Source organism: Martelella lutilitoris (genome assembly GCF_016598595.1).
Taxonomy (GTDB): Bacteria; Pseudomonadota; Alphaproteobacteria; order Rhizobiales; family Rhizobiaceae; genus Martelella; species Martelella lutilitoris_A.
Window position 1 is genome coordinate 1223130 of record NZ_CP066786.1, and the last position, 14668, is coordinate 1237797.

General features: G+C 63.1%; 13 protein-coding genes. 4 read left to right on the plus strand and 9 right to left on the minus strand.

Annotated elements, in window-relative coordinates:
* Positions 1–4 precede the first annotated feature (4 nt).
* Genes JET14_RS05650 through JET14_RS05660 form a run of 3 tightly spaced genes read right to left on the minus strand, consistent with a single transcriptional unit; the run spans position 5 to position 1751 of the window.
* Positions 5–217 (minus strand): hypothetical protein, encoded by a 213-nt coding sequence (locus JET14_RS05650; RefSeq protein ID WP_200337180.1) that lies wholly within the window; start codon positions 215–217, stop codon positions 5–7.
* A 33-nt stretch (positions 218–250) separates the two neighbouring features.
* Positions 251–457, minus strand: coding sequence for a hypothetical protein (locus tag JET14_RS05655; protein WP_200337181.1), 207 nt, complete (start codon positions 455–457; stop codon positions 251–253).
* Between the two features lie 40 nt (positions 458–497).
* Positions 498–1751: a Zn-dependent hydrolase gene (locus tag JET14_RS05660; RefSeq protein ID WP_200337182.1), complete on the minus strand. Its 1254-nt coding sequence runs from the start codon at positions 1749–1751 to the stop codon at positions 498–500.
* A 257-nt stretch (positions 1752–2008) separates the two neighbouring features.
* Between JET14_RS05660 and rutR the strand changes: the two genes are divergently transcribed.
* Entirely contained in the window at positions 2009–2656 is a 648-nt protein-coding gene (gene rutR, locus JET14_RS05665; protein WP_200337183.1) for an HTH-type transcriptional regulator RutR, read from the plus strand.
* 4 nt (positions 2657–2660) lie between these two features.
* Here rutR and JET14_RS05670 read toward each other — a convergent pair whose 3' ends face one another.
* From JET14_RS05670 to JET14_RS05685, 4 genes are all read right to left on the minus strand, one after another.
* Positions 2661–5267: a bifunctional diguanylate cyclase/phosphodiesterase gene (locus tag JET14_RS05670; protein ID WP_200337184.1), complete on the minus strand. Its 2607-nt coding sequence runs from the start codon at positions 5265–5267 to the stop codon at positions 2661–2663.
* 280 nt (positions 5268–5547) lie between these two features.
* Positions 5548–6861, minus strand: a complete 1314-nt coding sequence (preA, locus tag JET14_RS05675) for an NAD-dependent dihydropyrimidine dehydrogenase subunit PreA (protein WP_200337185.1) — start codon at positions 6859–6861, stop codon at positions 5548–5550.
* A gap of 12 nt (positions 6862–6873) precedes the next feature.
* Positions 6874–8235 carry an NAD(P)-dependent oxidoreductase gene (locus JET14_RS05680; protein ID WP_200337186.1) on the minus strand — a complete coding sequence of 454 codons (1362 nt, stop codon included), beginning with the start codon at positions 8233–8235 and terminating at the stop codon, positions 6874–6876.
* Positions 8236–8376: 141 nt separating this feature from the next.
* A complete protein-coding gene (locus JET14_RS05685; protein ID WP_200337187.1) occupies positions 8377–8745 on the minus strand; it encodes a hypothetical protein in 369 nt (122 codons plus the stop codon).
* A gap of 345 nt (positions 8746–9090) precedes the next feature.
* On the opposite strand from JET14_RS05685, the gene JET14_RS05690 reads away from it, so the two are divergent.
* Complete coding sequence (locus tag JET14_RS05690) at positions 9091–10293, plus strand: pyridoxal phosphate-dependent aminotransferase (protein ID WP_200337188.1); 1203 nt, start codon at positions 9091–9093, stop codon at positions 10291–10293.
* A gap of 126 nt (positions 10294–10419) precedes the next feature.
* On the plus strand, positions 10420–11559 hold the full coding sequence (locus tag JET14_RS05695; RefSeq protein WP_200337189.1) for a transporter substrate-binding domain-containing protein: 1140 nt from the start codon (positions 10420–10422) through the stop codon (positions 11557–11559).
* A 3-nt stretch (positions 11560–11562) separates the two neighbouring features.
* On the opposite strand, the gene JET14_RS05700 is transcribed toward JET14_RS05695, so the two are convergent.
* On the minus strand, positions 11563–12447 hold the full coding sequence (locus tag JET14_RS05700) for a LysR family transcriptional regulator (RefSeq protein ID WP_200337190.1): 885 nt from the start codon (positions 12445–12447) through the stop codon (positions 11563–11565).
* Positions 12448–12546: 99 nt separating this feature from the next.
* Between JET14_RS05700 and JET14_RS05705 the strand changes: the two genes are divergently transcribed.
* Positions 12547–13569 carry an NAD(P)H-binding protein gene (locus tag JET14_RS05705; RefSeq protein WP_200337191.1) on the plus strand — a complete coding sequence of 341 codons (1023 nt, stop codon included), beginning with the start codon at positions 12547–12549 and terminating at the stop codon, positions 13567–13569.
* Positions 13570–13573: 4 nt separating this feature from the next.
* Here the strand turns inward: JET14_RS05705 and JET14_RS05710 are convergent, their stop codons facing one another.
* Positions 13574–14668 carry a calcium:proton antiporter gene (locus JET14_RS05710; protein WP_200337192.1) on the minus strand — a complete coding sequence of 365 codons (1095 nt, stop codon included), beginning with the start codon at positions 14666–14668 and terminating at the stop codon, positions 13574–13576.

The window sequence follows — 14668 nt, forward strand, 5'->3', positions numbered from 1 at the left end:
TGTTCTATTTCAGCCGGTATTTTCCCCGCGGGTAGGTGTTCTGGTTCATGTCCGAAGGTGCGGCGCCGACCTTGGGGCTGATGCTGCCTCGGCTTTTTGTCGCCGTGCCGGTCCCCTGCGCGACCGCCGCGCCGCCGCTGACGGTCGAGGCCGGTTTGGCGCCAATGAAGCCGCGCGATCGGAGAGCCGGTGTTGCGTCCTTCGGTTTGCTCTTCATTCTGTGTTGCCGGTGGTGAAAAAGGGCGCTTGGCTATCCATCGACCAGATCGAGCCGCTTTTCGATGCGTGCAATCCGCTCGTCCATGCGATCGATGCGTCGTGAGATGCTGGCATATTGCTGTTCGATGAAGCCGAGCCGCTCTTTGGTCTCAAGGTGGTACTGCGTGTGCAGTGCAAGCGCTTCCTGCATACGTTTGAGCGTTTCAAATATAAGCTCGTTTGAGACCTTGTCGGACATCGGATGATCCCTCCGTCCCAAGAATATAGAGCGAAAGCCACTACTCCACAATCTCCGCCGTCTTCAACACTGCCCTGAGCAGCACGTCCGCCCCGGCGGTGGCCCATTCCTTGGAAATGTCCTCCGCCTCGTTGTGCGACAGCCCGTCGACGCAGGGGCACATGACCATGGTGGCGGGGGCGACCTTGGCGGCCCAGCAGGCGTCGTGACCGGCGCCGGAGACGATATCCATGTGACTGTAGCCAAGTTCGACGGCGGCATCGCGGACATTTGCCACCAGTTCCGGGTCGAAGGTGACCGGATCGAAATGACCGACCGGCTCGACCGAACAGCCGACGCCCAGTTCCTCGCTAATCTCGGCTGCCTGTTTCTCGATCGCAGCGCGCATGCCGTCGAGCTTCTCCTGATCGACCGTGCGGATGTCGACGGTGAATGTGACGGTCCCCGGAAGCACGTTGCGGGAGTTAGGCTTGAAGAACACCTGGCCGACGCCGCCCACGGCGTTCGGCTGGGCGTCCATCGTCACCTTCTGCACCATTTCCAGAATGCGGGCCATGGCAAGGCCTGCATTGACGCGCATGGCCATGGGCGTGGAGCCGGTATGGGCTTCCTTGCCGGTGAGGGTGAATTCCAGCCACCACAGTCCCTGACAGTGGGTGACGACGCCGATTTCCTTCTTCTCCGCTTCCAGGATAGGGCCCTGTTCGATGTGGTATTCGTAATAGGCGTGCATCTTGCGCGCGCCGACCTCTTCCTCGCCCAGCCAGCCGATGCGCTTCAGTTCGTCGCCATAGGCCTTGCCCTCGGGATCCTTGCGGCCATAGGCATAGTCGAGCGTGTGGACGCCGGCGAAGACGCCTGAGGCGAGCATGGCGGGCGCAAACCGCGCGCCTTCCTCATTCGCCCAGTTGGTGACCACGATCGGGTGCTTGGTCTTGATGTTGAGGTCGTTCAGCGTGCGCACCAGTTCCAGCGCGGCGAGCACGCCGAGAACGCCGTCATATTTGCCGCCGGTCGGCTGGGTGTCGAGATGGCTGCCGACATAGACGGGCAGGGCGTCAGGATCGGTCCCCGCACGGGTCATGAACATCGTGCCCATCTTGTCGACGCCCATCGTCAGGCCTGCGTCCTCGCACCATTTCTGAAACAGCGCGCGACCGTCCGCATCCGCATCCGTCAGGGTCTGGCGGTTGTTGCCGCCGGCCACTCCCGGACCGATTCGGGCCATGTCCATGAGCGCGCTCCAAAGGCGGTCGCCGTTGACGCGCATGTTTTCGCCTGCATGGGCTGCCATCACTCTTCCCCGTTCTGCCTGAGGCCTTGCCGTCGCCGGCTTGTTGCCGGATAAGGAGGGCATTGCCTTTCTTGTCTCAATCGGTCACGTTTTTGACCGCTTGGTAAACTTTACAACTTCCGCGCCAAGGCTCAAGTGACCAACAACAAAATCACTCGTCATTTTTTCAAAAAATAGCCTAAAGTTTAGGCGGGATCCGAAATTGTGCAAAAGTGGCTGCGAATTGCGGCATGGAATGAGGGGCGATGGAAGTGGAAATGACACCACGGGCGGGGCGGACACAGCGGCGGACGCGCATACAGGAGGCCAAGGAGGAGGTGATCCTCGAGGCCGCGCTGGACGTGTTCTCGGCGAACGGTTTCAGAGGGGCGACCGTCGACCAGATCGCCGAGGCCGCCGGCATGTCAAAACCCAATGTGCTCTATTATTTCCGCTCGAAAGAGGCCGTGTTCGCGGCCCTTGTCGCCCGGGTGATGGATATCTGGCTCGACCCGCTCAGGGTTTTCGACGTCGAGAAGGACCCGGCCGCCGAGATCCGCTCCTATATTCGCCGCAAGCTGGAGATGGCGCGGGACTATCCGCGCGAGAGCCGGCTGTTCGCCAATGAGGTGCTGCAGGGCGCGCCCAATACCGAGGCCTTTCTCAAGGGCGAGCTGAAGGATCTTGTCGACGAGAAGGCCAAGGTGATTCGCGCCTGGCAGGCTGCCGGAAAACTGCGCAAGGTCGATCCCTACCACCTGATCTTTTCGATCTGGGCCACCACGCAGCACTATGCCGACTTCGACGTGCAGGTGCGCGCGGTGCTGGGCGAGGGGCTTTCGGGCGAGGGCAGGTTCGAGGATGCCGCGCGCTATCTTGAAACCTTGTTCATCAACGGGCTTATCCCCGGCAAGGGGGGCGCCTGAGGCCTTACGAGATGCGCGCGAGCCAGTTCCTCTCGCGAGCAAAGCGCGTCAGGGCGTCGGCCGAAAGCGGCGGCGCAAAGAAATAGCCCTGAAAGGCATCAACGCCGAGGTCGCGCAGGATGCGCGCATGCTCGGCCGTTTCGACGCCTTCCGCGATCACCTCGATGCCGAGCGCCTTGCCGATCTCGACGATCGAGGCGACAAGACGGCGCTGGCTCTGGCCGGTGGTGATGGGCAGCACCAGTTGCCGGTCGATCTTGAGCCGTTTCGGCGACAGGGAAAGCAGGCTGAGGATCGAGGCGTAGCCGGTGCCGAAATCGTCGATCTCGACATCGACCCCGAGCGCCTTGATCGCCGCTACGGCGTTCTCCAGACTGGTGTCCTGATCATCAAAGGAAATTGACTCCAGAAGCTCGATGCAGAGTTGGCCGGGCGAAAGCCGGCTTTCGGCGATCCCCTGCAAGAGCGCCGGGTCGATCAGTCGCTGGGCGGAGATGTTGACCGAAATATGCGGAATGCCGAGGCCGTCCTGCTGCCAGGTCTGGAACTGGCGGCTCGCCTTGTTGAGCACGACGGCGTCGATGCGGGCGATCGATCCCGTCGTCTCGGCGGTGCCGATGAAATGGCTCGGGGCGAGCGTGCCGCGGGTCGGGTGGTGCCAGCGCACCAGCGCCTCCACCCCCTTTATCTCCATCGTGCGCGCGGAAATCTGTGGCTGGTAGAACACTTCGAACTGGTCTTCATCAAGGGCCGCCAGCAATTCGTCGGCCACCTTCTTGTTGGTGATCGCGATATTGCGAAGCGTCGCGTCGAAGACCACGAACTGGTTGCGGCCCATGCGCTTGGCTTCATAAAGGGCGATGCCGGCATTGACGAGCGCATCCCGCATCGTGGCGGTCTCTCCGTCGATCCAGGCAATGCCGACGCTGGCGCTGACGCGCACATGGTGCTCGCCATATTGGAGCGGCCTGCCAAGGGCGCGGATGATCTCCTGCGCCAGCCGCGTCAGCCACTCGACATCCCCGTCCCAGCCGGTAACAAGCGTGAACTCGTCGCCGCCGACACGGGCGAGGAAATCGTGGGGCCCGGCGATACTACGCAGCATGTTGGCGCTGTGGCGCAGCATGGCGTCGCCGGCGGCATGGCCGAGCGTATCATTGATCTCCTTGAACCGGTCGAGATCGACGTGCAGTACGGCGTAGCGCGGGCCGTCGGGGCCGGTTGCCGCGCCGGTCTCGCCGGCAAAGGCCTCGCCGAGATAGCGCCGGTTGGCAAGTCCCGTCAGTGCGTCGTGCAGCGCGTTGTGGCGCAGAATCTTCTGCGCCTTCTCAAGAGCCGCATTCTTCTGGCGCGCCTCGACATTTGCCCGTTTCAGTTCTTCGTGAAGCCTGACATCCTCGGTGATGTCCCAGTTGACGCCGATCATCCTGTCGGCGCCGGCCGGGTCGCGGTAGAATGTGCCGAAGACCCGCATATGGTGCGTCTCTCCATCATCCAGTACGATCCGGAAGGTATCGCGGAAATCCTCTCCCTCGGCGACGGTGATCTCCATGCGCGCCTTTTCCTTGGTGAGGTCGTCGGGATGGAGCCGTCCGGACCAGATCTGCATGGGCTTTTCCCCGCAATCGGGCGACTTGCCGTAAAGCGCGTACATCCGCTTGTCCCAGATGGCCTCGCCGCTTTCCAGGTCCATTTCCCAGACGCCGATTTTCGAGGCGTCGAGGGCAAGCTGCATGCGTCGCGAAAGCCGGCCGAGCTTTGCGAGATTCCGCTGGCGCAGGCGCATCAGCCAGGCGATGCCGACAACGGCTGCTATGATGACAAGGCCGATCGCGCCGATCATGATCTGTCGCGGCAGCGCCGCGGAAACCGGTTCGTCCCAGCCGGCCTTCGGCACGGCGGCAAGCGTCCATCGCGTATTCGCAAGATCGATCGCCTGCGTCACCGGATCGGCCTCGAAGATCGCCGCTCGCCCGAAAAGGATATCGGCCGGCGCGCCGTCGGGACCGTTCTTGGCGAGCGCGAGGTCGAGATCGGGATGGCGCGCGGTGATCGACCGGTCGGCGAAAAGCGCTTCGAGCGCGACGATTGCCGAGAGAAGGCCCCAGGTCTGGCTGTCCTCGCCGTCATAGAGCGGATAGTAGGCAAGAAGCGCCGAGCCGCCCTGAACCAGCACGATCGGACCGTCGACGACCGGGCCGCGCGCGAGCAGCGCCTTGTCGATGGCGGCAAGCTGTTCCGGACGGTCGCGGTAGTCCAGCCCGATCGCCTCCCGGTTTTCTTCGAGCGGATAGACCATGGTGATCTTGAGGTCGCGGGCGAGCGCAATGCTCGCGATCGCGTTGTGGCCCTCGACCAGCTTGTCGGCCAGCCGTGCAAAGCGGTCGGCATCGATTTCGGGCTCGAGCGAGAGCGCAACGCCCATCCCCTCCACCAGCCGGAGGTTCTCTTCCAGATCCGCCTCAAGGCGCGCCGTGGAAACCGCCATGCGCTCCGATGTCTTCAGCCGCAGGTTCTCGGTGAAATTGCGTTCGGCCTGGCGATTGGCGACGATCATCGAGCCGAGCACGAGCGCGACGACGGCCAGAGCGAGAATGTCGCTCGGCGCCAACCGGTAAGGCCTTTTTCTTCGCCGTGCTGCCGGCTTCAGCATTCTCTCGCCTGCTCCCGTCTCCTGTCGTGCTTCGCATGCTGCAGGAAATTGTAAGGCGAAATCAATGTAAAAAGATTTTTATCCCGTATTTATACTTAATATTCGGAATAAATTGTAAGTATTTTAGAGTTTTATTTTTGATCTATCTCTAAAAATAACTATTTAGTAGAGACCAGAAAAGCCATGAGGCCGGCGCGGCCCCATGGCTTTCTCGCGTGTTATTGTTTTCCTGGTTTGCTTACTCCGCCGCCTTCGTTGCCATCGGGTTGTTCGGGTGCGACGTCCAGTTGGCGTAGTCGGCGGAAACCGTCTTGCCTGTGCGCCGGTCCGTTTCACCCGGCGCCAGCGTCACCATGTCGATACAGTTCTCGACGGGACAGACATTGACGCAGAGATTGCAGCCGACGCAATCCTCTTCCTTCACCATGAAGTGGCGCTCGCCGTCGACCATCGCCGTGATCGCCTGGTGCGAGGTGTCCTCGCAGGCGATGTGGCAGCGGCCGCACTTGATGCAGGCATCCTGGTCGATGCGGGCCTTGGTGATGGAATTGAGGTTGAGGTACTGCCAATCGGTGACATTGGGTACGGCGCGGCCCGAGATCTCGTCGAGTGTCCTGAAGCCCTTGCTGTCCATCCATGCCTCAAGCCCGGAAATCATTTCCTTGACGATCTTGAAGCCATAGGTCATCGCCGCCGTGCAGACCTGCACATTGCCGGCGCCGAGCACCATGAATTCGGCCGCGTCCCGCCAGGTGGTGATGCCGCCGATGCCGGAGATCGGCAGGCCCGCCGTTTCCGGGTCGCGGGCGATCTCAGCCACCATGTTGAGCGCGATCGGCTTCACCGCCGGCCCGCAATAGCCGCCATGGGTGCCCTTGCCGCCGACCGTCGGGATCGGCGCGAAAGTGTCGAGGTCGACCGAGACGATGGAGTTGATCGTGTTGATCAGCGACACGGCGTCCGTGCCGCCGCGGTGCGCCGCGCGGGCGGAATGGCGGATATCGGTGATGTTCGGCGTCAGCTTGGTGATCACCGGCATGCGCGTATACTGCTTGCACCAGCGCACCACCATCTCGACATATTCCGGCACCTGGCCGACGGCAGCCCCCATGCCGCGCTCGGACATGCCGTGGGGACAGCCGAAATTGAGCTCGATCCCGTCCGCGCCGGTTTCCTCCACCAGCGGCAGGATCGCCTTCCAGCTTTCCTCGTCGCAGGGCACCATGATCGAGACGACGATGGCGCGGTCCGGCCAGCGCATCTTCACTTCCTTGATCTCGCGCAGGTTCAGATAGAGATCGCGGTCGGTGATCAGCTCGATATTATTGAGCCCGAGAAGTCGGCGGTCGGCGCCCCAGATCGCGCCGTAACGCGGGCCGTTGACGTTGACGATCGGCGGGCCTTCCTCGCCCAGCGTCTTCCACACGACGCCGCCCCAGCCTTCGCGGAAGGCGCGCTCGACATTATAGGCCTTGTCCGTTGGCGGCGCGGAGGCGAGCCAGAACGGGTTGGGCGACTTGATACCGACGAAATTGTTTCTGAGATCAGCCATGTCCCTGTCTCCCTAAGCCACGGCGCTGGCCAGCGGCGCTTCGCCGGCGAGAACGAGATTGATGGAAATGGCGGCGTCGCGGCCTTGCGCAACCGAGGTCACCGTCAGGTCCTCGCCTTTCTTCACGCAGTCGCCGCCGGCCCAGACATCGGCCAGCGACGTCCGGCCTTCTGCGTCGACGGCGATGCGGCCGTTTTCCAGCTTCAGGCCGTCAAGATGCTCGGTGACGAAGGTCTGGCCGATCGCCTTCAGCACGTGGTCGGCGGCAATCACGCCGGTCTCGCCAGTGCCGACAAGCTTACCATCGCGGATTTCCGTATGCTCGAACAGCACGCCGGAGACGCGACCGTCCTCGCCGATGATTTCCTTCGGCGCGAGGTAGTGGCGGATGAAGACGCCGCGCGAGGCGGCAAGGTCCTGCTCGAACTGCGAGGCGCCCATGGCATCCGCGCCGCGGCGGTAGCAGAGCGTCACCTCGTCCGCGCCGAGAAGCTTCGACTGAACGGCTGCGTCGATCGCGGTCATGCCGCCGCCAAGCACCACGACATGGCTGCCGACGGCGATCTCGGAGAGATCATCGGCCTGGCGGATCGCCGCGATGAAATCGACGGCGTTCTCGCAAGCCGCCAGGTCTTCGCCGGGAATGCCGAGTTCGTTGACGCCGCCGAGGCCCATGCCGAGGAAGACCGCATCATAGTCGCGACGCAGCTCTTCGAGGGTAAAATCGCGCCCGAGCATCTGGCCGTCCCGGATCTCGATCCCGCCGATTTCAAGCAGATAGGCGATCTCCTTCCGGGCGAAATCATCGACCGTCTTGTAGGCGGCAAGGCCGTATTCGTTGAGCCCGCCGGGTTTCTGCTTCGCTTCGAGCACGATCACGTCATGGCCGGCCATGGCGAGGCGATGGGCGCAGGCAAGACCCGCGGGTCCTGCGCCGACCACGGCGACGCGTTTGCCGGTCTCATGGGCGCGGGTGTAGAACTGCCGGTTTTCGGCCATCGCCGTATCGGTGGCATAGCGCTGCAAGAGCCCGATCTCGACCGGCTTTTCCTCCGCCGTGTTGCGCACGCAGGCTTCCTCGCACAGCGTTTCGGTGGGACAGACCCGGGCGCACATGCCGCCGAAAATGTTCTGATCGAGAATGGTCTTGGCCGCGCCCAGCGGATTGTCGGTCGATATCTGGCGGATGAACAGCGGGATATCGATGGCGGTGGGACAGGCCGTCATGCACGGCGCGTCGTAACAGAAATAGCAGCGGTCGGCCTCGACCGCCGCCTCATGCCGGTCGAGCGGCGGGTGCAGGTCGGCAAAATTCCTGTGATAGATATCGGGCGCCAGGCGCCCGCCCTTCAAGGCAGGTTCCGGATTTCGCATCGCAATGTTCCCCGTTTTTAAGGTTATTGGGGGAATGCTAGCGCGAAATAAAAATTTTATCAAACGGTAAAAGTTTAACGCGTATGACCGCCGGAGAGGAGCATTGGCCAATGCGTTCTGCTTGGTTGCTCGAAGCGCCGATCAGAAAATATCGAGGGCGCCGCGTTTCTTGCGGTCCGCATCCTCGCGCAGGTGATTGACGTTTTCCCGCCACAGGAAGGATGCGCCGGCGACCATGGCGATTGCGATCGCCAGCATTGCGCCGATCAGGAGATCACGGGCAAGCGCATGGCCGATAATGTCGTGGTAGGCGCTGCCGGAAGAGCCTGCGAAGGGCAGGTATTCGGAAAAGAACGACGATGCCGGATCGGCGGCGGCAAGCGGCGCGGCGTCGATGCCGGCGCGGGCGGCGGCCGGAAACGGCGCCATGGCCATCAGCGCAGGCGTGCCCAGCATCGCCAGGGCCAGAAGCCCGCCCTTCCACCTTGCCTGCCGAACCGCTTTCAACATTTGCGTTGTCGCCCACATTGGCCTTCTCCTTCATCCGGTCGTTTGACGCCTGCCACAAGGCCATGGAATTGCGACGGCTTCTGGATCAAAGCTGGTTGAAGCGGACCCATTTTGAGGCGGAATCATGGCATGGTTAACCGCTGCGGGTTCTGAGGCGCGGTGTGCGGAACCTGGCCTTGCCCTGGCAGCCGGCGTTTCTCGGAGGGCACAACCGGCCCGGAATCGGGCAGGAACCGAGGATAGCGCTTGAAACGGCGGGTGAATTGGGCTTAGACCATGCACTTGGAAAAAATGCCGCGATCCGGCGGCTTTCCAAGGTTCAATCTAGACATCAGGACATTGAAAATGGCCCTTCTTGCTGACGCCCTTTCTCGTGTGAAGCCCTCTGCCACCATCGCCGTGGCGCAGAAAGCACGCGACCTCAAAGCGAAAGGGCGCGATGTCATCAGCCTCGGCGCGGGCGAACCCGATTTCGACACGCCGGACAACATCAAGCAGGCGGCCATCGAGGCGATCAATCGCGGCGAGACGAAGTACACGCCCGTTCCCGGCATCCAGCCGCTGCGCGAGGCGATCGTCGCCAAGTTCAAGCGCGAGAACAATCTCGACTATAAGCCGTCCCAGACGATTGTCGGCACGGGCGGCAAGCAGATCCTGTTCAACGCCTTCATGGCGACGCTGAACCCCGGCGATGAAGTCGTCATCCCGGCCCCTTACTGGGTGTCCTATCCGGAAATGGTGGCGCTTTGCGGCGGCACGCCGGTCTTCGTTTCCGCAAAAAAGGAAGATAACTACAAGCTTCAGGCCGAAGATCTGGAAAAGGCGATCACGCCCAACACCAAGTGGTTCATCTTCAATTCGCCGTCGAACCCGTCGGGCGCCGCCTATACCCATGACGAGCTGAAGGCGCTCACCGACGTGCTGATGCGCCACGAAAACGTCTGGGTGCTGACCGACGACATGTATGAGCACCTGACCTACGGCGATTTCAAATTCGTCACGCCGGTGGAGATCGAGCCCGGCCTCTACGACCGCACGCTCACCATGAACGGCGTTTCGAAAGCCTACGCGATGACCGGCTGGCGTATCGGCTATGCGGCAGGTCCGGAAGTGCTGATCAAGGCGATGACGACGATCCAGAGCCAGCAGACCTCCGGCGCATGCTCGATCGCGCAATGGGCCTCCGTCGAGGCGCTGAACGGCACGCAGGACTTCATCCCCGAGCGCAAGGCCGCCTTCGAGAAGCGCCGCGATCTGGTGGTTTCCATGCTCAACCAGGCAACCGGTATCGAGTGCCCGGTTCCCGAGGGCGCGTTCTACGTCTACCCCTCCTGCGCGGGCCTGATGGGCAAGACCGCGCCGACCGGCAAGGTGATGGAGACGGACGAGGATTTCGTCACCGAGCTCCTGGAATCCGAAGGCGTTGCCGTCGTGCACGGCTCGGCCTTCGGCCTTGGCCCGAACTTCCGCATCTCCTACGCAACCTCGGAAGCCGAGCTGGAAGAAGCCTGCAACCGCATCCAGCGCTTCTGCGCCGCCTGCCGGTAGGCAAGCGATCTTTACGAGCGTCATGGGGGCGTGCCATCGGCGCGCCCCTTTTTCGTGGCGGTCGCGCTTAACAGGCAATGTCATTGGCGCTATAGCCGTGGTTGTCCACCACTGAGCCCGGATGTCATGAAACTGCGCGTCTTCTCCGTATCGAGCCTTTCCGTTGCCCAAGGTCTTTTCCGCCTTGTCGCCCTGCTGTTCCTTGTCTTCTTGGCCGGCGGCGTCCGGGCGCAGCAAGCGGCGGACGAGACGGGCGCAGCCGCCGCAAAGGCGCCGGTGGCGATCGGCGTCCACGCCGTTCCGCCTTTCGTGATGCAGGATCGGGATGGGTCATGGTACGGGCTCGGCGTCGACCTGATGAATGCGCTCAGCCGCAATCTGAACACTGACTATCGCTTCGTCGAGACCGATCCCGCCGACATGGTGGCGCGGGTTGCGGACGGAACGCTTGGCGCGGCGATCGGCCCCGTTCCGATCAATGCGCGCGACGAGGCGGTGATCGATTTCTCCCAGCCCTATTACAGCGGCAGCATCGGCGTTGCGCTCCGGCTCGTCGACCGGCTCGGGCCGCGCTTCATGCTGGAACTCCTGACCTCGCCGGCCTTTCTCTACATGCTCGGCCTGCTGACCGGCCCCGTCTTCATCATCGGCGCGTTGATCTGGCTTCTGGAGCGGCGAGCCAATCCCGAACAGTTCGAGCCGCGCCCCGCGCGCGGCGTCTTTTCCGGTTTCTGGTGGGCGACGGTGACGATGACCACGGTCGGTTACGGCGACAAGGCGCCGGTAACCTTTCTCGGCCGGTTGCTGGCCATGTTCTGGATGTTTGCGGCCCTGATCCTGGCGGCGATCACGACGGCGCAACTTGCCGCCGGACTGACCTCCTCGATCAGCACCAGCGCGATCGAGAGCGTCGGCGATCTCGGCGGCCTGAAGGTCGGAACGGTCACGGGGTCTTCGGCGGCCTCCGAACTCGACATCCTCCATGTCGCTCCGCATGACTATCCGGATCTGGAGGCCGGGCTTGCCGCGCTGAGCCATGGCGAAATCGACGCCTTCGTCTATGACCGGGCGGCTCTGCAATGGGGGCTTCGCGACTACTCCGGGCTCTATCTGGCCGGGCTTTCCTTCTCACAGCAGAACTACGGGCTGATCCTCCCGCAGGACGATCCGGCGCGCAAGGCGGTCAATATCACCATCCTGTCGACGCTGGAGAGCGAGCAATGGCACCTGATCGTCGATCGCTACCTGCCGGCGGACGGGCGCTGACCGTCATCCGATATAGGCCTTGAGACCCGTCACCAGCGCATCGAAGGTCACCCGGCAGCGCGGAGAGCGGCGCAGGTCCTCGTGCATCACCACCCAAAGGGGCAGGCTGAGCGGCACCTGTCCCGCCAGCACCTCTTCAAGGCGGGGATCGCGCCGGCCTATCGGGGCCTGGCAGAAACCGAAGCCGCAGCCTGCACGGATCGCCGCAAGCTGGGCGAGATTGCTGTCCGAGCGGAAGTCGAATGCCGGCAGTTTCAGGTCGCCGAAGGCGTCCAACGCCTCGCGGATATAGACCAGCTCGTGATCGAAGCCGATGGTCGGAAGCTTTTCGACCTCTTCGAGCGTGCCGGGAGCGCCATGGCGCTCGATCACCTCCTTGCGGGCAAAACAGCCGATCGGGATCGTGCCGATATGGCGCACCAGCAGCGCCTCCTGCTTCGGCTCCACCATCCTGAGCGCGATATCGGCCTTGCGCGCCAGAATATCCTCCACCGCGTCGGAGACCGAAACCTCGATGTCGAGCGCGGGGTGGGCCTCCATCAGGGGCGCCAGGATCTCGGGCAGAACCTCGATGGCGATGACATCGGAAGCGCTGATCCTGACGGCGCCGGCAACCGCGCTTCTGCTTTCCGATGCCGTGCGGCGGATTGCGTCGGCAGAGGCTGCCATGGCCTCGGCGAGGTGGCGCATGGCGCGCGCCGTATCCGTCGGTTCCAGCCCGCGCTGCGAGCGGGTGAACAATTGCTGCCCGGCTTCCGCCTCCAGCGCCTCGATATGGCGGCCGACAGTCGGCTGGGTCAGTCCAAGCCGGCGAGCGGCGCCCGAAAGCGTGCCCGTATCGAGCACCGCCAGCAAGGTGCGGTAATGGTCCCAACTCGTTTTTTCCATACAAATACGTATAGCATGGACACATTTTTATACAATTCCGTTGCATGATGATTTCGCCGATCATGGCTTCAGTGAACGGAACGGCAAAGGAATGAACCGATGACAGAGACCAACTCCCGCAATGCGCTTGTGACGCGTCCGCTCGCCCTGATCCTCGGCGCCAGCGGCGGCGTGGGCGGCGCGGTCGCCGGAGCGCTCAGCCGGCGCGGCTATCGCATCCGCGCCATGAACCGCAATCCCGAAAAACAGGCGCGCAAATTCCCGGCCTATGAATGGGTGGCCGGTGACGCCATGGCGCTTTCAGATGTGATGGCGGCGGCCGAGGGCGCAACACTCATTTTCCACGGAGTCAATCCGCCGGGCTATCGCAACTGGAAAAAGCTTGTCCTGCCCATGCTGGACAACACGATCACCGCCGCCAAGGCCAACCGCGCCCGCATCCTGTTTCCGGGCACGGTCTACAATTTCGGGCCGGACGCCCTGCCTGAGCCGACGGAAGACAGCCCGCAGAACGCGACGACCCGCAAGGGCCGCATCCGTATCGAGGTGGAGGTGCGGCTCAGGGAGGCTGCCTGGAACGGCACGCAGGTCATTCTCGTCAGGGCAGGGGACTTTTTCGGCGGGAACAGCGGGGCCAACAGCTGGTTCGGCCAGATGGTGAAGCCCGGTACGCCGCTCCGCTCGGTGACCCGGCTGAGCGCGCCCGGCATCGGCCACCAATGGGCCTATCTCCCGGACCTCGGCGAGACCTTCGCAGCGCTTGATGCGCGCGCGCGAGAATTGCCGTCCTACGCCAACTTTCACTTCGAGGGGCATTGGGACGAGGACGGCAATCGCATGGCCGAGGCCATCCGGCGCGTGTCGGGAAGGGCGGATCTGCCCGTGCGGCCGTTTCCGTGGTTTCTGGTGCCCCTGCTTGCGCCCTTCGTCGCGCTGATGCGGGAAATCCTGGAAATCCGTTACCTTTGGCGTACGCCGTTGCACATGAAGAACGACAAGCTGGCGGCCTTTCTGGGTCAGGAGCCGCATACACCGCTCGATGATGCGATCGCTATTGCCCTGGAAGATCTCGGGGTAACGTTGCCGGCGGAAGACGGCGCAGGGCAGCCAAGCGCTGCCTGAGCCGTCAAAGCCCGAGGAAGGAGAGCATGATGAAGGTGGCAAACAGCACGAAATGGGTCATGCCCTCGATCGCGTTGGTCTCGCCGTCACTGACGTTGATGGCGGCGGCGACCAGGGTGATGGCGACCATGGTGATCTGAACCGGGGTCATGGCCATGGTGAAGGGCTGGCCGGTGAAAAGCGCGATGGCTTCGACCACCGGCACGGTCAGGATCACCGTTGACAGCGAGGCGCCGAGCGCGATGTTGACGACGGCCTGCATCCGGTTCTTGAGCGCCGCCCGGAGCGCGGTGAGGATCTCCGGTCCGGCGGCGATCGCAGCCACCAGAATGGCCGTCAGAGCCAGCGGCGCGCCTGTGCCCTCAAGCCCGTCCGTCAGGAAGGCGGACATGAATTCCGCCAGGAGGCCGATCAGCGCCACGCCGGCCAGAATCACGCCGACCGAAAGCGCCGTGGGCCCGTGTTCCTCCTCGTCTGCCGCGCTCTGCTCCGCGCCCTGGCGCATTTTCGGGTAGCGGTAGGAGAAGAAATAGCTGTGCTGGCCAACCTGCATCTTCAGGAAGACGGCATAAAGCGCCAGCATCGCGACGATGGTGAAGGCCGAATAGTAGTGCCAGCTTTCCTTCGGCACGAAGTCGGGCACGATCATGGAGATGCCCATGGCCGTGAGAATCATCACCGAATAGGTGCGGCCGGAATCGTCGTTATAGGACTGTTCGCCGTGCTTCAGTCCGCCGAGGAGTGCGGCAAGGCCGAGAATGCCGTTGATGTCGAGCATGACGGCGGAATAGATCGTGTCGCGCACCAGCGTCGGCTGCTGGGTCTGCTGCATCATGATCACCAGGATCAGCACCTCGACCAGCACGGCCGACAGCGTCAGGATCATCGTGCCATAGGGTTCGCCCGCCTTGGCGGCGAGGATCTCGGCATGGTGGGCGACGCGCATGGAGGCCGACGCGATCGAGACGATCAGCACGGCGGCGGCCATCAGGGCAAAGACCTGGCCCGCCTCCATGACGGCGTGTTCGGAGAGATAGGCGAGAAGGGCGGCCGGAACCGCCTGCAGAAGCAGGATTTCACCGCGCAGGAATTTCAGCAT

Coding starts and splice junctions, on each gene's coding strand:
- rutR (WP_200337183.1), top strand. CDS start 2,009: ATGACACCACGGGCGGGGCGGACACAGCGGCGGACGCGCATACAGGAG.
- JET14_RS05650 (WP_200337180.1), bottom strand. CDS start 217: ATGAAGAGCAAACCGAAGGACGCAACACCGGCTCTCCGATCGCGCGGC.
- JET14_RS05705 (WP_200337191.1), top strand. CDS start 12,547: ATGACAGAGACCAACTCCCGCAATGCGCTTGTGACGCGTCCGCTCGCC.
- JET14_RS05710 (WP_200337192.1), bottom strand. CDS start 14,668: ATGCTGAAATTCCTGCGCGGTGAAATCCTGCTTCTGCAGGCGGTTCCG.
- JET14_RS05690 (WP_200337188.1), top strand. CDS start 9,091: ATGGCCCTTCTTGCTGACGCCCTTTCTCGTGTGAAGCCCTCTGCCACC.
- JET14_RS05700 (WP_200337190.1), bottom strand. CDS start 12,447: ATGGAAAAAACGAGTTGGGACCATTACCGCACCTTGCTGGCGGTGCTC.
- preA (WP_200337185.1), bottom strand. CDS start 6,861: ATGGCTGATCTCAGAAACAATTTCGTCGGTATCAAGTCGCCCAACCCG.
- JET14_RS05685 (WP_200337187.1), bottom strand. CDS start 8,745: ATGTTGAAAGCGGTTCGGCAGGCAAGGTGGAAGGGCGGGCTTCTGGCC.
- JET14_RS05660 (WP_200337182.1), bottom strand. CDS start 1,751: ATGGCAGCCCATGCAGGCGAAAACATGCGCGTCAACGGCGACCGCCTT.
- JET14_RS05655 (WP_200337181.1), bottom strand. CDS start 457: ATGTCCGACAAGGTCTCAAACGAGCTTATATTTGAAACGCTCAAACGT.
- JET14_RS05680 (WP_200337186.1), bottom strand. CDS start 8,235: ATGCGAAATCCGGAACCTGCCTTGAAGGGCGGGCGCCTGGCGCCCGAT.
- JET14_RS05695 (WP_200337189.1), top strand. CDS start 10,420: ATGAAACTGCGCGTCTTCTCCGTATCGAGCCTTTCCGTTGCCCAAGGT.